We start from the raw sequence: 17,334 nt of genomic DNA, 5'->3' as shown, positions 1-17,334 counted from the left end.
GCGGTTGTGGATGCGAGTCCGGGTACAGGGGTGGCGGTCATGAGGCTGCGGCCGACGGGTGTGGAGTGTGAGCCGGTCGCGGAGCAGCTTGCCGTCGTGTGTGGCCCAGCGGGATGGGTGGCGGGTTGTGGGCGGTGTTGCGCAGAGGTTTCTGCTCGGGGTCGAGGATGGACGGCGGGATCCAGTACACGACGCCGTCGCGGAGGAGGGTTTGCCAGCCGCTGTGGTGCAGGAGGCGGTGGTGGCGTTCGCAGCACGAGGCGAGGTTGTCCAGGTCTGTCGCGCCGCCGTTGGCCCAGTGGACGATGTGGTGTGGGCTTGTCCACTTTGGACTGCGGTCGCAGCCGGGGAAGGTGCAGCCGCGGTCTCGGATTGCCAGGGCCCGGCGTTGGGCGTTCGTGGCGGTGCGGGCCGAGCGGCCTAGGTCGAGGACCTGGCCTTCGGTGCCCAGGACGGCGGGGTAGACCTTGGCGTCGCACAGGATGCGGCGCAGGTGGGAGGCGGGCAGGACCGACTCGTCGTCGGTGAAGACCGCTTTGGCTTTGCTCTGCAGGGTTTCCAGGTCGACGGTCACGGTGGCGACTGCTCGTTCGCCGGCTTTGGTGGGCAGGTCGGGAGTGCGGGCGGCCAGGTCGACGATCGCGGCGATCGCGTCGCCGTGGCGTTCTGCTGGAGTGCGGGGGTCGGGGGTGTCCGGCGTGGTCGCGGGGTCCGGTGCGGCCAGGGGGACCAGCAGTTGTTCGATCAATGTGCCGGTTTCCTGGTCTACGTTGCCGGTGAAGCGGAAGCGGCCGGTTCGGGTCCAGTGCCAGCGGAATTCTCGCCAGGGGCGCGCGGAACCCACGCCCGAGCCCGAGTCGGGATCAGGGCCGGGAGCCGCGTCCGGGTCCGAGGAAGGCGAAGAGTCGGGCAGGTCGGCAGGATCGTTGTCCCAGTAGATCTTCAGGCGCGTCGCGGCTCGGCGGACCGTGCCGGGATTGGCCTGCGCCGCGAGGGTCACCAGGGTGTCTTCGGCGACGGTGTAGTCCTCGGGGGTCAGCCATCTCGGTGCGTCGGCCAGGAATTCGGCGATCACGGCTGCGTGCTGGGCGGTGATTTCGCCCTCGGTCAAGGCTTTCCATGTCAGCGGCAAGGAGCCGGTGGCTTGGGCGAGCCGGGCTCGGGCCTCGCGCGGTGTCACGTGCAGGATCGTCGCCAGGTAGGCCGCGGTCGAGGAATAGCCCTCGGGCACGGCGCCGCGCGCTTCCACTTCCCGGATTGTCTCCAGTTGTGCGGCGTAGGCGGTGTTCTGCTGTCTTTGGGTCGTCAGGAGTCTGGTGGTCAGGTCCTGGTCTGACAATTGCCAGGCCGGGAGCGTCGTAGTCGTGGACACCCCTTCATTTTCTCGAACGCACGTTCGATTACGCCATCGCTCGAACTGGTCATCCTCAACTGCGGAAGCCGGCGAAGCAAGATCACTGTCCGGAACCAAAACGCAAGCTCGCCCAAGGAAAGCCGCCCCTCGCATGCACGCGGCTCCGCAAGAAAACCCCAGTCGAAAACAACGCAAGGTAATCGTGATCACCTGATTGAGTGACTTTAGATCGCGGTTGGCTGTGCTTAGGGGGCGGCTGCGACTGTGGCACACGCAGGAAGATGACCGTTGGGTCGAGGAGCTTGCGATGGGCGTGAACTGGGGGCAGAACCGCCGCACCGAGCCGAACGAAGCAGTGTCCCTCCTTGAGGGCCTGCTGATCGAATGCGATGCGGGGGCAGGAGACACGGTATTGGTCGGCGGAGGACCGGCCAGCGGGAAAACACAGGTACAGAACCAAGTCGTGGCGCGAGCCCGCGAGCTGGGCGTTCTGACGCTCACCGCGGCGGGAGCGGCCGACGAACGCGACGTCGACGGCGGCGTGCTCGACCAATTGCTGGCCAGCCCGGCGTTGCCGCGCGAGGTGCTGGCCGCGGCTGATGGCGAGGACCGGATCGCCGCGTTGTGCAGTGCATTGCACCGGCTGGCTCGGGAGCGGTCGTTGCTGATCGCGGTCGACGATTTGCAGCACGTGGACGAGACCTCGGCGCGGTTGTTGCTGCGGTTGCAGCGGCGGGCGAGGTCGGCCGCGATGTTGCTGGTGCTGACGCAGCCGGACGGCTGGTATTCGGGCGAGGGCGTCGAATTCGCCGCGCAGCCGCACCGGTACGTGCATCTCACGCCGTTCACCGTGGAGGCGATCGCGCAGCTGGTCGCTGACCACGGCGACGCCGAGCGGATCCACGGGCTGAGCGCGGGGAATCCGTTGCTGGTCAGTGCATTGGTTGACGCATCTCGTAGCTCGATGGACGACGGCGCGGCGTATTCCGATGCGGTGCAACGGCTTCTGCATCGCTACGGCTCGCCGCTGCGGGAGGTGGCGACGGCGATCGCGGTGCTGGACACCGACGTGACCACGGACGCGGTGGCGACGGTCGCGGGCGTGGACCCGGTCGAGGCGGAGGCTTCGGCGGGGCTGCTTGTGGAGACTGGCCTGGTCGACGGAGTGCGCTTCCGGCAGCAACCGGCTGCCGCGGCGGTCGTCGGCGGGTTGCGCGGGTCCGAGAAGGTGCAGTTGCACATCCGGGCCGCTGAGGTGAAGCACGCACGCGGGTTGTCGGCGCCGGAGGTCGCGCGGCATCTCGTGGCGGCGGGCGAAGCGCAGGCGGAGTGGGCGTTGCCGGTTCTGGTCGCGGCGGCGGAGCAGGTGATGCTCGGCGACGACGTCGACTTCGCCACCCGCTGTCTGCATCTGGCGGCATCGACGACCACCGCGTCGTGGGAGCAGCAGATGATTTCCCAGCTGCTGGCCAAGATCACCTGGCGGGTCAACCCGGCGGCGGCCGCACCGCATCTCGCGGCGTTGCGTGACGCTGGTTCGCTCGATCAATCGGACCGGATCGCGTTGGTGCGTCAGTCATTGTGGTTCGGTGACCGGGAAATGTTCGAGTCCGCGCTGGTCCGGCTGGGCGACGACCTCGAGCCGCTACACCCGCGCATGGCTGCCGAACTGACTCTCGCCGCGCATTGGCATTACGGCGCGGCACCGCAGTTGTCGGTCGACGCATCGGATCCCTGGATGCGCACGGCAACCACCCTCGCGTCGGTATGGCAGGTCGGTGGCAGCGAAGAGACTTCGGTGTGCGCGGAGCGGATTCTGCAGAACTGTCGGCTCTCGGACACTTCGCTGGAAGCGTTGGCCACGGCCATTCTCGCGCTCGCGTACGACGGCAAGGCGGACCGCGCGGAAGGCTGGTGTTCTTCGCTGGCCGAGGAGGCCGAGTATCGCGGCGCGGTGACGTGGAAAGCGATGCTCGACGCCATCGGTGCGAGTCTGTTGCTGCGTCGCGGCGAACCGGCCGAAGCGGCTGAGGCGGCGAGCCGGGCGCTTGCGCTGCTTGACGAACCCAACTGGGGCGTCGCGATCACGTACCCGCTGGCGACGATGCTGACTGCGTACACCGCGGCAGGCGCGTTCAAGGCCGCAGCTGCGGTGTTGCGACACGCTCTGCCCGAAACGGTGTACACGACACTCGGCGGCGTACGGTTCCTCAGGGCGCGCGGGCAGTTCCACCTGGCCACGAACCGCGGGCTCTCAGCGGTGAGCGATTTCCAGCAGTGCCAACGGATTCTCCGTGACCGCAACCTCGACCTGCCCGCAGTGGCACCGTGGCGGACCGATCTTGCGGAAGCGAATCTGCGGCTGCGGAACCCGACCCTGGCGGTCGAGCTGGCGAAACAGCAGCTGGCCGACACGACGGACGCGTTTTCGCAGGCAGTGGCGCTGCGGGTGCTGGCGTTCGCCGGGGACACTGGTGCGCGGTCCGGTCTGCTGAACCGGGCGGCGGAGGCGTTCAAGGAATCCGGCGACCGGCTCGAGCTGGCCCGCACGGTCCGTGCGATCAACCAGCTCGGCCAGCGCGCGGAACGTTCGGCGGGCTTGGTGAAACCGGTGCAGGTGCCGCGGCAGCCGATGCGTCCGCTCGGTCCTCGTCCGGTCGCGTCGAGACCCGAGCCGCCGCGCGCGGATCCGGAGGGAGCGGCTGCGACGGCGCTCAGCGAGGCCGAACTGCGCGTCGCGGAACTCGCGGCGCACGGACGGACCAACCGCCAGATCGCCGAAACGCTGTACATCACAGTGTCCACTGTGGAGCAGCACCTGACCAGGGTGTACCGGAAGCTCGGCGTGGCGGGGCGGAGCGCGCTCGCCGGAGAGCTGGCCGGTGCCGGGCAGTGACGGAAAAGCTGACGGAAAGCCGGACGGAAAAGCTGCGGGGAGCAAGGGTGCTGACCGACGTAGAGCTGCGAGTCGCGGAACTCGCCGCGCAGGGCATGCCGGTGGCGGTGATCGCGGAGGTACTGGGAGTGTCCGCGAACACCGCCGCCGGCCACCTGAGCGCCGTCTACGTCAAGCTCCGAAACGCGTGAAGGGCCTCTCGCGCGAAATCCGCAAGAGGCCCTTCATCGGAGCAGGAACCGAGAACAGGTCAGGATCGACGGTCAGCGACCACCGCTTCGATGATGTCGTCCAGCGAACGCGTCGGCACGAAGCCGATCTGGTTGTACGCGCGGGTGCAGTCGGGAATGCGCCGCTGCATGTCCTCGTACCCGTCGCCGTACGCCTCCTCGTACGGCACCTTCGTGATGGTGCTGCTCGACCCGGTCGCGCCGATCACGCGCTCGGCCAGCTGCGAGATGGTGGTCTGCTCGTTGCTGCCGAGGTTGAACACCTTGCCGTACGCGGATTCGTCGGCGAGCAAGTCCGCCAGCGCGGGCACGACGTCCTGCACGTGGCAGAAGCAGCGGGTCTGCTGTCCGTCGCCGAACACCGTGATCGGCTCGCCGGCCAGCGCCTGCGTCACGAAACGCGGGATGACCATGCCGTAGCGCCCGGTCTGGCGCGGCCCGACCGTGTTGAACGGCCGCACGATCACCGTGCGCAGGCCGTGCTCCACCGCGTACAGGTGCGCGAACGTCTCGTCCAGAGCCTTCGCCTCGGCGTAGGACCAGCGGTTCTTCAGCGGCGACCCGATGATCCGGTCGTCGTCCTCGCGCAGGCCGTCGGCGGTGTTCTTGCCGTAGATCTCGCTCGTGGACGCGACGAGGATCGGCACGTCGTGGCGCAGCGCCGCGTCGAGCATGTTCTCCGTGCCGTGCAGGTTGGTGCGCAGGCTGTCCATGGTCTTGTCGAGGATGGTGAACACACCGACCGCGGCGGCGAGGTGGAAGATCGCGTCGATGCCCGCCATGCACGATTCGACCGCGTTCGGGTCGGTGATCGAGCCGCGCACGAAGCGGAATCCGGGGTGTCCGGCGAAGCCGGTGAGGTTGTCCAGGGTGCCGGTGCTGAGGTTGTCCAGTGCGACGACCTCGTCGCCGCGGGCCAGCAGGTGCTCGGTGAGGTGGGAGCCGATGAACCCGGCGCCTCCGGTGATGAGGTAACGCACTGTAGTTCCTTTCAGTTCGCGAAGAGCGCGCGGTCGAAGCGATAAGTGGCGTCGATGACGGTCGGGCAGTCGGCGAGCCATTCGTAGTCGTGGCCCGGCTGGATGGTGTGGATGAGCGCGACGTCCCAGTCCTGGCCTTCCGGCTCCGGGACAGTGTCGAGCGAACCGCCGGTGACCCGGACGTTCGGGACCAGCGGGTCGTAGTAGCCGACCTTCGCGCCCTTCGCGGCGAGAAGGTCGAGGATGTCGAGCGCGGACGAAGAACGCACGTCCTGCACACCGGGCTTGTACGTCACGCCTACCACCAGTACGCGCGTACCCGCCATGCCCTTGCCTTCGCGCGACAGTGTGTTGAGTACGCGGTCGACAACCTGCTTCGGCCGCTCCGCGATGGCGTGCATCGCCTGGGTCACCAGCGGCGCGTTGCTCTGCGTCGCGCGCAGTTGCCACAGCAGGTAGTGCGGGTCGCAGGGGATGCAGTGGCCGCCGACGCCGGGGCCGGGGTGGAAGGCCATGAAGCCGTACGGTTTGCTGGCCGCCGCGTCGATGACCTCGATCGGGTCGATCGCGAAGCCGTCGCTGATCTCCGCGAACTCGTTGGCCAGCGCGATGTTCACCGCACGGAACGTGTTCTCGTACAGCTTGGTCATCTCCGCCGCTTCCGGCGAGCTGACGCAGTGCACGCTCGGGGTGAGCACGTTGATGACACGCTGCGCCATCGCGGTGCACACAGGGGTCACGCCGCCCAGCACTCGCGGCGTCTCGGATTGGGTGTGCGTGACGTTCCCGGGGTCGATCCGCTCCGGACTGGACGCCACGAACAGGTCACGGCCGATCGTGAATCCCTTGGCCACCAGCGGCTTCACCAGCAGCCGGTTCGAGGTGCCGACGTAGCTGGTCGAGGTGAGGATGAAGGTCTGGCCGCGGCGGGCGTTCGCGACCAGTGCCGCGCACGCCGCCTCGAGCGGGCCGAGGTCCGGCATCAGGTACTCGTCGAGACCAGTCGGCACGCACACCAGCACGGCGTCCGCCTCGGCCATCCGCGCCGAGTCCGTGGTGAGCTGGAAGTCCTCCTGGTGCACGGCTTTCTCGAGCCTGCGGTGGTCGGCCTCGATGAGGTCGACCTCGCCGGTGCGGATCGAGTCGAGGCGGTTCTGCGACAGGTCGATGCCGATCACGCCGACGCCGCCGGCGTGCAGGCCGAGCGCGGTCGGCAGGCCGACGTAGCCCATCCCGATCACCGCGACCGACGTCAGTTCGTTCCGTTCGGCGATGGTCTCGAATTCAGCGACAGTACTGGTCATTCCTGGTCACCCGTTTCTGGATGGGCTGTGGGAAAAGCGAGCGGGAAAAGCGGGAGAAAACGCGGTCATCGGACCGAACGGACGATTTCAAAGGCTTCGGCGAGGCCGGCGCTGACCTGCGAGCCGCGGTATTCGGCCAGGGCTCGGACGCCGCGTTCGCTGCGCGGATTCGGCCACGGCTCGAGTTCCTTGCCGTAGGCGCGCAGCGCTTCGATTTTGCGTTCGAGGTGGCTTTCGTCGAGAATCTGCCAGCAGTTCGGCCGGAACGTGACCGGCAGCCCGGAGGCCTCTCCGACGTCGGTGGCGGAGCGGATCTCGAAGGTGCGGACCTCGCGCACCGGGCCCTTGCCCGGCCGTCCGGCGACCCGTGCGGCGCGGCTGACCAGCGCGTGGTCGGTGCTCAGGTCGCACATGCTCGTGGCGAAAATGGTGTCCGGCTCGAATTCGCGGACCTCGCGCTCGACGACCTGGTTCAGTTCGAGGTGGCTGACCGTGTCGAGCCGGTTGTCGCCGAATTCGTGGACTCGCACGCGCTCGATGCCGAGCGTTTTCGCGGCCAGTTCGATCGCGTCGGAGCGATTGGTGACCTCGGCGCCGGCGGCCGAACGCGAACCGTCGTCGTTGGTGAGAATGCAAAGCGAAACGGTGACGCCCTCGTCGGCGAGCCGGGCGATAGTCCCGCCCGCGCCGAGCGTTTCGTCGTCGCCGTGGGCTCCCACCACCAGCAGCCTGCGTGTCAACGTGTGCATACGATTCCCCAGTCCTTGTCCGGGCGGTGAAACCCCCAGCGGAAACGAGCCGTGCGAAATGGCTTGGAACGCCAGCAAAATCTGACAGCCGCCGGTGCGTGCGACAACCCCTAAAGACCGTCTAAAGCGGACCTTGGCCGGGCGGGCGCGACCGGCGCGGCAGGGGCCGTTAGGGGTGGGTCCGCGCACGGGCGCGCTCGTATCGTCACGACGTCGGGCGAGCATGCGACGCGGAAGGAACGTGGGCACGTGGGCAACTCCGAGGAGAAGCTGGTCGGTGCGCTCCGGGCTTCGGTGAAGGAAACCGAGCGGTTGCGCGAAAAGAACCGCAAGCTCACCGAAGCCGCACGGGAGCCGATCGCGATCGTCGGGATGGCCTGCCGGCTTCCCGGCGGCGCGGGCACCCCGGAAGCGTTGTGGGAACTGCTGTCCGGGGGCGTCGACGCGATCGGCGAGTTCCCGTCGAACCGGGGGTGGGACCTCGATCGCCTTTACGACCCGACCGGCGAACGGCCGGGTTCGAGTTATGTGCGCGAGGGCGGGTTCCTGCACGACGCGCTCGATTTCGACGCCGATCTGTTCGGCATCAGCCCGCGCGAGGCGCTGCTGATGGACCCGCAACAGCGGCTGCTGCTCGAAACGTCCTGGGAGGCGTTCGAGCGCGCCGGGATCGCGCCGCATTCGGTGAAGGGCAGCCCGACCGGCGTTTTCGCGGGCACGATGTATCACAACTATCAGGGCAGCTACGGCTCTTCCGGCGTCATTTCCGGCCGCCTCGCTTACACTTTCGGGCTCGAAGGACCCGCGGTGACCATCGACACCGCGTGCTCGTCCTCGCTCGTCGCGCTGCATTTGGCGGTGCAGGCGCTGCGCAACGGTGAATGCACACTCGCGCTCGCCGGCGGTGTTTCGGTGATGTCGACGCCGCGTACGTTTGTTGAGTTTTCCCTTGACGGAACGCTTGCTCGCAGCGCCCGTTGCCGTACCTTCGCCGACTCGGCGGACGGTACCGGCTGGTCCGAGGGTTGCGGCATGCTGCTGGTCGAGCGGCTGTCCGACGCGCGGCGCAACGGGCACCCGGTGCTGGCGATCGTCCGCGGCACCGCGATCAACCAGGACGGCGCGTCCAACGGCATGACCGCGCCGAACGGGCCCGCGCAGCAGCGCGTGATCCGGCAGGCGCTGGCGAACGCGCGGCTGCGGCCGGACGAGATCGACGTCGTCGAGGCGCACGGCACCGCGACCAAGCTGGGTGACCCGATCGAAGCGCAGGCGCTGCTCGCGACGTATGGCCAGGAGCGCGAAGAGCCGCTGTGGCTGGGGTCGATCAAGTCGAACGTGGGCCACACGCAGGCCGCGTCCGGTGTTGCTGGCGTGCTGAAGATCGTGCTGGCGCTGAACAACGACCTGCTGCCGAAGACGCTGCATGTCGACAAGCCGACTCGACACGTGGACTGGGCCTCCGGCAAGGTCGAGCTGCTGACCGAGGCCCGGCCGTGGGAGCGCGGGGAACAGCCGCGTCGCGGTGCGGTGTCGTGCTTCGGGCTCAGCGGGACCAACGCGCACATCATCATTGAAGAAGCGCCCGCGCCCGAAACCGTTGAGAATCCGCGCGACGAGGCAGCGATCCCGGTGGTCGTTTCCGGCCGGACGCCGCAGGCATTGCGGGCGCAGGCGGCGCGGCTGGCTGAACACCTTGCGGCACAACCGGAATTGGAACTCCTTGACGTCGCCGCCACCTTGGGTGCGTCGCGGACCCACCTGGACCACCGGGCGGCCGTGATCGGGAAGTCCATTGAGGACGTGCTGCCCGCGTTGAACGCGCTCGCGAACGGTGAGCTGGGCGCGGTGAGCGGCCTGGCACGCGGTGAGGCGTCGTTGGCGTTCCTGTTCTCCGGACAGGGATCTCAGCGAGTCGGGATGGGCCGTCAGCTGGAGGTCTTCCCGGTCTTCGCCGAGGCTTACGCGGCGGCGTGCGCGGAGCTGGACCGGCATCTCGACCGGCCGATCCGCGCGGTGGTCGACGGCGACGCGGACGCGTTGGCGCAGACCGCGAACACCCAGGCCGCGCTGTTCGCGTTCGAGGTCGCGCTGTTCCGCCTGGTCGAATCGTGGGGTCTTGCTCCGGCCGCGCTGTGCGGACACTCGATCGGTGAGCTCGCCGCTGCACATTGCGCGGACGTGTTCTCGTTGGCTGACGCGGCAAAGCTGGTCGCCGCTCGCGGACGGTTGATGCAGGCGTTGCCGAAGGGCGGCGCGATGGTGGCCGTCGAAGGAACTCCGGAGGAGGTCGCGGAGCACGATCCACAAGGGACGGTCGACGTCGCTGCGGTGAACGGGCCGCGTTCCGTGGTGGTGTCCGGTGCTGAGGACGCCGTCCTAGCCGTGGCCGCGAAGTTCAGCGACGCCGGACGGCGGACGACGCAGCTCAAGGTCTCGCACGCGTTCCACTCGCGACTCATGGAGCCGATGCTCGCCGAGTTCCGCGCCGTCGCGCAGAGCATTGCCTACGCGCAGCCGACGATTTCGGTGATCTCCAGCGTGACCGGCGAAGAGGTCTACGCCGAGCTGACCGACCCCGAGTACTGGGTGCGCAATGTCCGTGAGCCGGTCCGATTCGCGGACGCGGTTCGCGCGCTCGCAGCTGACGGCATCAACCGGTTCCTCGAGTTAGGCCCGGACGCGCCGCTGACCGCCGTGGTCCCGCAGTCCGCCGGTGACGCGGTTGCCGTGCCGGGCCAGCGTCGTGACGTCCCCGAGGACGTGGCGCTGCTGACCGCGTTGGCGACGCTGCACGTCCGCGGCGTGGTGCCGGACTGGTCCGCGCACTTCGCCTCGCGGGGTGCGAGCCGGGCGGACCTGCCGACGTACGGCTTCCAGCACCAGCGTTACTGGCTGGAGGTTTCGTCCGAATCCGGGGATGTCTCGTCGATGGGCCTCGACCCGGTCGACCACCCGCTGCTCGGCGCGGCGACGTTGCTCGCCGACGCGGACGGCGTGGTGCTGTCCGGTCGCGTGTCCACGGCGACGCATCCGTGGCTGGCCGACCACGCCGTCGGTGGCTCCATCCTGTTGCCTGGCACGGCTTTTGTGGAACTCGCCGTGCGCGCCGGTGACGAGGTCGGCTGCGGCCGCGTCCAGGAGTTGACTCTGCACGCGCCCCTCGTGCTGCCTGCGAAGGGTGCCGCGCGTATCCAGGTGCGCATCGGAACGCCGGCCGCCGATGGGACCCGGCCGATCAGTGTCCACTCGCGACCCGACGATCTCGCCACCGCCGTCGGCTGGACCCGGCACGCGGACGGCACGCTCGCGGCCGCGGCCTCCGGGACGAACTTCGACCTCAGCGAATGGCCGCCGACCGGTGCTGAGACGGTGGATGTCGAGGGGATGTACGACCTGCTGGCCGAGCACGGGATGGCTTACGGGCCGGTGTTCCAGGGGCTGCAGGCGGCGTGGCAGCGCGGCGAGGACGTGTACGCCGAGATCGCGTTGCCCGAGCAGGAACGGATCGGGGCCGAGGCGTTCGGCCTGCACCCGGCGGTGTTCGACGCGACCCTGCACGCCGTGGGGCTCAGCGCGGCGGCTGGGGAAGGGACGACACTGCCGTACGCCTGGTCCGAAGTGGAGCTTTTCGCGACGGGCGCGTCCTCGCTGCGTGTCCACGTGCGACCGACCGGTGAGCAGGCCGTCGAGCTGCGTCTTGCGGACAGCGCCGGGGCACCGGTCGCGCGAGTCGGCACGTTGAAGCTGCGGCAGATCAGCGAGGAACAGCTGGCGGCCGCGGCTCCGACTGGTTCGGACGAACTGTACGAAGTGGACTGGGTGCCGACGACTCTGCCGGATGCGCAGGCGACCTACGAGGTCTACTCGGCGAAGGCCGGGAATGACGCGGCGAAGGCAAAGAAGGCCGTCCACAGTGCACTGTCCAAACTGCAGTCGGACAGTAAAGAGAAGCTTCTGGTCGTGACTGGCGACGACCTCGCCGGGGCTGCGGTGGCTGGTCTCGTCCGGTCCGCGCAGGTGGAGAACCCGGGGCGGATCGTGCTCGTCGAGGGCGACGCGACCGACGAGCAGCTCGCGGCCATCGCGGCGGCCGACGAATCGGTGGTGCGGGTGTCCGGTGCCGAGGTGCGCGTGCCGCGTCTCGTCCGGGCGACGCCGGAGCTGGGGGAGCCGGTCGACTGGTCTGCTGGAACTGTGCTGCTCACTGGCGGTACCGGGGCGCTTGGCCGGATCGTGGCCACGCACCTCGCGAAGCAGGGCGCAAAGCGGTTGCTGCTGGTCAGCCGGCGTGGTGACCAGGCACCCGGCACTGCGGAACTTGTCGCGGAGCTGACCGAACTCGGCGCGGAAACGACTGTCGCTGCGTGTGACCTCACCGATCGCCGGGCGGTGACGAGGCTGCTGAAGAAGCACCCGGTCGCCGCGGTGGTGCACGCCGCCGGTGTGCTGGACGACGGTGTGCTGCCGTCGATGACTCCGGAGCGGATCGACGGCGTCTTCAACCCGAAGGCGCTCGCCGCCTGGCATCTGCACGAGCTCGTCGGCGACGTCGAAGCGTTCGTCACCTTCTCCTCGGCCGCCGGGGTGCTCGGTGCTCCTGGCCAGGCGAACTACGCCGCCGCAAACGCTTTCCTCGACGCTCTCGCCGCGCACCGTCGTGCCGAAGGCAAGCCGGCGCACTCGCTGGCGTGGGGCATGTGGGAATCGGCGGCCGGGATGGCTGGCGAAACGAACGGCAAGCGCGGGCTCGGCGCGTTCAGCGCGGCGGAGGGCCTAGCGCTGTTCGACACCGCGGTCAGGTCGACGGGCACGGTGTTCGTGCCGGTGAAGCTCGATCTGCCCGCGTGGCGCGAGGCAGGCGCGGTGCCGGACCTGCTGCGCGGCCTGGTCCCGGCGGCTCGGCGTACCGTAGCCGACCGCGAGGCCGGGACGGACTCGTTGCTGGGCAAACTGGTCCGGCTTCCCGCCGACAAGCGCCTCGACCACCTGCGTGACCTGGTCATCGAGCACGCGGCGGCGGTGCTGGGACACACGTCGACGGACGTGATCGACGCCGACCGGGCGTTCAAGGACCTTGGTTTCGACTCGCTGACCGCAGTCGAGCTGCGCAACACGCTCAACGAGGTCACCGGCCTCAGCCTCACCGCGACACTCGTCTTCGACCACCCGACCGCTGGCGACCTGGCCGCGCACCTGCACGACGAGCTGCTCGGTGACCTGGACGCGGACGCGACCGGGCCGGAGACCACCGTCGTGGGCAGCGACGAGCCGATCGCGATCGTCGGCATGGCCTGCCGGTTCCCCGGCGGCGTGACCACGCCGGACGAACTGTGGCAGCTGGTCGCCGCTGGTCAGGACGGGACCAGCGACTTCCCGACCGACCGCGCCTGGGACATGGACCACTGGCTGGAGCAGGTCGCGCCCGACGGCGGCACGCCGCGCGGCGGGTTCGTGCCGGACGCCACCGACTTCGACGCCGCGTTCTTCGGCATCAGCCCCAACGAAGCCGTGATGATGGACCCGCAGCAGCGGATGTTGCTGGAGTCGTCGTGGGTCGCGCTGGAGAACGCCGGGGTGGATCCGCTGGCGCTCAAGGGAAGCACGACCGGGGTGTTCGTCGGCGTGATGCAGTCCGACTACGACCCGGGCGACGCGCTCGAACAGGGCGGCGGGGCCTACCGCGGGTCTGGTGCGTTGAGCAGCGTTGTTTCGGGACGGGTCGCGTACGCGTTCGGTCTCGAAGGGCCTGCAGTGTCGGTGGATACCGCGTGCTCGTCGTCGTTGGTGGCCTTGCATCAGGCGACCCAGGCGTTGCGTGGTGGGGACTGCTCGCTCGCGTTGGTCGCGGGGGTCTCGGCGCTCGTTTCGCCGGCGCCGTTTGCGCAGTTCCTTGATGGTGCGGTTGCTCGGGACGGTCGATGCAAGCCGTACTCGGCCGCAGCGGACGGGTTTGGCTGGGGCGAGGGCGTCGGGGTGCTCGTGATCGAGCGGCTGTCTGACGCGCAGCGCAACGGGCACGACGTGCTGGCCGTGGTGAAGTCCAGTGCGGTCAACGCGGACGGTGCTTCCAATGGTCTTAACGCGCCCAGTGCTCCGGCGCAGGAGAAGCTGATTCGGCGGGCGTTGACGGCGGCTGGCCTGGTGGCGTCCGATGTGGACGCTGTCGAGGGTCACGGCGCGAGTACTCCGCTGGGAGACCGGATTGAGACTGCTGCGCTGCTGGCTACTTACGGTCGCGAGCGGTCGGTGGACCGTCCACTGTGGCTTGGTTCGGTGAAGTCGAACATCGGGCACACTCAGGCAGCGGCGGGTGTCGCCGGGGTGATCAAGATGGTGCAGGCGATGCGGCACGGAGTGTTGCCGTCGACCTTGCACGTCACCGAGCCGACGCACGATGTCGACTGGGCTGCCGGGACTGTGCGGCTGCTGGACGAGTCTCGGGATTGGCCCGAGGTGGATCGGCCGCGTCGGGCCGCGGTGTCGGCGTTCGGGTACAGCGGGACCAACGCGCACGTGATTCTGGAGCAGGCTCCCGATGTTGTGGCGGAAGCGGCTGAGACGGTTGATTCCGGTGGGGTGCTGCCGCCGCTCGTGTTCTCGGCTCGTACTGCGGCGGCGCTTCCGGATCAGGCTCGGGCGTTGCTGGCGCACCTCGACGCGTACCCGACGATGGATGTCGTTTTCTCGCAGGCGAATCGTCAGCCGTTGTTCTCGCATCGAGCTGCGGTGGTCGGCTCGGACGCCGCCGAGCTTCGCGCGGCGCTGGCGGCTTTGTCTACTTCGGACTCTGCGGTGACGGGGCGTGCTCGCTCTGGCGGGCGGACTGCGTACCTCTTGCCGGGGCAGGGTAGCCAGCGGGCAGGGATGGGCGCGGAGTTGTCCGCTGCGTTCCCGGTGTTCGCGCATGAGTTGGAGCGGGTCGCGGCGAAGTTCGATCAGCATCTCGGTCGGTCTCTGCACGCGGTGATGTTCGCTGAGGCTGGGTCGGTGGATGCACAGTTGCTGGACCGGACTCAGTTCAGTCAGGCCGCGGTGTTCTCTTTCTCAGTGGCGTTGTACCGGCTGCTGGAATCGTGGGGGCAGCGGCCGGACGTGCTTGTCGGGCATTCGGTCGGGGAGATCGCGGCTGCGCATCTGGCCGGGGTGTTCTCTTTGGACGATGCGGTGAAGCTTGTCGCGCACCGGGGTCAGCTGATGGCGGAGACGCGGGACGGTGCGGTGGTCGCGGTCGAGGCCAGCGCGGACGAGGTGCGGCCGTTGCTGGGCGACGACGTTGCGCTGGCCGCGGTGAATGGGCCACGGGCGGTGGTGGTGTCCGGTGTGGACGGTGCGGTTCAGTCGATCGTCGAGCACTTCGAGAAGCTTGGCCGGCGTACTAACCGGCTGGCGATCGATTGTGCGGTTCACTCGCCGTTGCTGGACGAGATTCTCGAAGAGCTGGAAGAGATCGCGCAGGAGTTGACGTTCGCGACGCCGACTGTGCCGGTGGTCTCGACGGTCACTGGTGCCGAGGTGACGGACGAGCTGTCCGATCCGGCGCATTGGGTGGCTAACTGCCGCAACACGGTTCGGTTTGCGGACGCGGTGCAGGCTTCGGGGGCGACTCGCTTTGTCGAGTTGAGTACGAATGGGGTGCTCACCGCGGCTGCTGAGGCGGTGATCGAGGACGCTGAGTTCGTTCCGGTGCTTCGACGCAATCGTGGTGAGGTTGCTTCGACGCTCCTGGCGGCTGGGCAGTTGCACGTTCTTGGTGCGGGGCTGGATGTTCGGCGGATGTTCGCCGGGCGGTCTGCGGCTAGCGTTCCGTTGCCGCCGTATGCGTTCCATCGGACGCGGTACTGGCCGTCGGTGGACATGGAGGCTCGGCGGGCCACCGGGACTGGGCTTGCGACGTTGTTCGGGCCTGCGTTGACGGTTGCTGGATCGTCCACTGTGGTGCTGACCGGGACGTTGCCTGCTGGTGAGCCGTTCCCGGTGGCTGGCTTTGTGGAGCTGGCTACTCGGGCAGGCGACGAGGTCGGTTGCGGACGCGTGGTGCGGTTGACCGTGGAGTCGCCGTTGGCTTCTGCGCACGTGCAGATCGTGGTGGGCGAGCCGGATGAGGCTGGGCAGCGCCCGGTGACTGTCCACTCGCGACACGACGATGTCTGGACGCGGCATGCCGAGGGGCTGCTGGCGGTGGATGACGGTGGCGAGCCGGAGGGCATCGGCCAGTGGCCGCCTGCTGGGGCGGAGCCGGTGAGTGCTGGACGGCTCGATGCTGCTTGGGCGGTTGACGGGGTGGTGTTCGGGGAGATTGAAGTCGCTCCGGATGAGCGGTTCGGGTTGTCTCCGGTGGTGCTTGATGCCGCGCTGTCCGCTGTCGGCGGGGATGCGGTGGAATGGCGGGACTTCCGGTTGTTCGCTACTGGGGCGGCGAAGCTTCGGGTTCGGGTGACTCCGGTGGGGGATGATCGGGTGGCGGTGCTGTTCGCTGATCGTTCTGGGCGGGCGGTTGCCTCGGCGGAGTCGGTGACGTTACGGGAGCTGGTGGCTCCGGAGGCTGCTTCGGCCGGGCAGACTGTGGTGAAGAAGCGGCGTGCGGTGGCTGACGATGTCTCGGAGTTGGAGCTCACGGAGAAGGGGCTGCTGGCGTTTGTGCTCGAGCAGGTTGCTGGGCTGCTTGGGTATGCCGATTCTGCTGAGCTTGACGAGGACGCGCACTTCCTGGAGATCGGGTTCGATTCGCTGACCGCGGTTGAGTTGCGGAATCGGATCGGTGGGGTGGCTGGGGTTTCGTTGCCTGCTTCGGTTGCGTTCGATCACCGGACGCCGGCGGGGTTGGCTAGGCATTTGCTCGGCGTATTGACTGGGCCTGCGGTTGAGACTGGCGGGGATCCGGTTACGGAGATGTTCTTTGAGGCTGTCCGGGGTGGACAGGTCGAGAACGGTCTCGCGTTGCTGGGGGCGGCTGCGAAGTTGCGGCCAGTTTTCCGTGGTGTGGGTGAGCTTTCGGAGGAGCCGCGGCCGGTGGAGTTGGCTGAGGGGCCTGCTGAGGTGAGGTTGCTGGCGGTGCCTACTCCGGCTGGGATGGGCGGGGCATATCAATACGCGAAGCTCGCGGCTCGGTTCCGCGGGGTGCGTGGGGTTGCTGCTCTGCCTACGCCTGGGTTCGTGGCGGGGGAGTTGTTGCCTGCTGATCTTGACGCGTTGCTTGATGTGTTGGCGGAGAGTGTTCGGCTTTCCGGGGATGGGCCGTTCGTATTGATGGGGCATTCATCTGGTGGGGTGCTGGCGTATGCGTTGGCTTCCCGGGTTGGGGCGGTTGGGGTCGTTCTGCTTGATACCTATGCGATGGACGGCGGGGATGCTGGGGATACGGTTCGGGATATGGCCGCGGGGATGGTTGAGCGGGAGGAGCAGTTCGGGCCGTTTGATCGGGATAAGTTGACTGCTATGGCTTATTATCTCGGGTTGCTGGACGGGGTTGAGCTGCCTGAGATTTCCGCGCCGGTGGTGTTGGTTCGGCCGGATCGGCGGTTTGTCACCGCTGGGGATTCCGTTGATCGGGCTCAGGAGGATCCTGGGTTGTGGCGGACTACCTGGGATCGGGCGGATGTCGTGGTGACTGTTCCCGGGGATCACTTCAGTATTGTTGATGCGGATGTGGAGACTACGGCTAAGGCTGTTGAGGGGTGGGTGGGTAGTCTCTGAGTTCTCGCTCGCGGGCGGCTCGTCGCCTGGCGGCGACATTGCGCCCGGGCGGGGCCACCACCCCGAAGCTTGAGTGTGACTACGGCGCGGGGGTGCTTGTCAAGGCGGGAAAGATGCCTTGACAA

General features: G+C 68.2%; 7 protein-coding genes and 2 pseudogenes. 5 read left to right on the top strand and 4 right to left on the bottom strand.

Features of this window, described 5'->3' with window-relative positions; translation table 11 throughout:
* Positions 1 to 37 precede the first annotated feature (37 nt).
* A complete protein-coding gene (locus tag ACWDNU_RS36110; protein ID WP_449672168.1) occupies positions 38 to 1,372 on the bottom strand; it encodes a DUF222 domain-containing protein in 1,335 nt (444 codons plus the stop codon).
* A gap of 289 nt (positions 1,373 to 1,661) precedes the next feature.
* Between ACWDNU_RS36110 and ACWDNU_RS36105 the strand changes: the two genes are divergently transcribed.
* Both ACWDNU_RS36105 and ACWDNU_RS36100 read left to right on the top strand, forming a co-directional pair.
* On the top strand, positions 1,662 to 4,250 hold the full coding sequence (locus tag ACWDNU_RS36105) for a response regulator transcription factor (protein ID WP_449672167.1): 2,589 nt from the start codon (positions 1,662 to 1,664) through the stop codon (positions 4,248 to 4,250).
* 47 nt (positions 4,251 to 4,297) lie between these two features.
* Positions 4,298 to 4,441, top strand: coding sequence for a LuxR C-terminal-related transcriptional regulator (locus ACWDNU_RS36100; RefSeq protein ID WP_378405504.1), 144 nt, complete (start codon positions 4,298 to 4,300; stop codon positions 4,439 to 4,441).
* 59 nt (positions 4,442 to 4,500) lie between these two features.
* On the opposite strand, the gene ACWDNU_RS36095 is transcribed toward ACWDNU_RS36100, so the two are convergent.
* From ACWDNU_RS36095 to ACWDNU_RS36085, 3 genes are all read right to left on the bottom strand, one after another.
* On the bottom strand, positions 4,501 to 5,460 hold the full coding sequence (locus tag ACWDNU_RS36095) for an NAD-dependent epimerase/dehydratase family protein (RefSeq protein WP_354735143.1): 960 nt from the start codon (positions 5,458 to 5,460) through the stop codon (positions 4,501 to 4,503).
* Between the two features lie 11 nt (positions 5,461 to 5,471).
* Entirely contained in the window at positions 5,472 to 6,764 is a 1,293-nt protein-coding gene (locus ACWDNU_RS36090) for a nucleotide sugar dehydrogenase (protein ID WP_370934865.1), read from the bottom strand.
* Between the two features lie 65 nt (positions 6,765 to 6,829).
* Positions 6,830 to 7,513, bottom strand: coding sequence for a PIG-L deacetylase family protein (locus ACWDNU_RS36085; RefSeq protein ID WP_370934866.1), 684 nt, complete (start codon positions 7,511 to 7,513; stop codon positions 6,830 to 6,832).
* 201 nt (positions 7,514 to 7,714) lie between these two features.
* Between ACWDNU_RS36085 and ACWDNU_RS36080 the strand changes: the two are divergent.
* The 3 genes and pseudogenes from ACWDNU_RS36080 to ACWDNU_RS36070 all read left to right on the top strand — a co-directional run.
* Positions 7,715 to 13,930, top strand: a pseudogene (locus ACWDNU_RS36080) (SDR family NAD(P)-dependent oxidoreductase); the annotation flags it as partial.
* Positions 13,913 to 15,256 (top strand): annotated as a pseudogene (locus ACWDNU_RS36075) (acyltransferase domain-containing protein); the annotation flags it as partial. The pseudogenes ACWDNU_RS36080 and ACWDNU_RS36075, both read left to right, overlap by 18 nt.
* 33 nt (positions 15,257 to 15,289) lie before the next feature.
* On the top strand, positions 15,290 to 17,209 hold the full coding sequence (locus tag ACWDNU_RS36070) for a thioesterase domain-containing protein (RefSeq protein ID WP_449672176.1): 1,920 nt from the start codon (positions 15,290 to 15,292) through the stop codon (positions 17,207 to 17,209).
* Positions 17,210 to 17,334: the final 125 nt, after the last annotated feature.

Source organism: Amycolatopsis sp. NPDC003676 (genome assembly GCF_053587275.1).
This window is presented reverse-complemented; position numbering and strand designations above follow the sequence as displayed.

Bases quoted from the DNA above. Each gene is read 5' to 3' on its own strand.
- ACWDNU_RS36105 (WP_449672167.1), top strand. From the start codon at position 1,662: ATGGGCGTGAACTGGGGGCAGAACCGCCGCACCGAGCCGAACGAAGCA.
- ACWDNU_RS36090 (WP_370934865.1), bottom strand. From the start codon at position 6,764: ATGACCAGTACTGTCGCTGAATTCGAGACCATCGCCGAACGGAACGAA.
- ACWDNU_RS36085 (WP_370934866.1), bottom strand. From the start codon at position 7,513: ATGCACACGTTGACACGCAGGCTGCTGGTGGTGGGAGCCCACGGCGAC.
- ACWDNU_RS36070 (WP_449672176.1), top strand. From the start codon at position 15,290: ATGTTCGCCGGGCGGTCTGCGGCTAGCGTTCCGTTGCCGCCGTATGCG.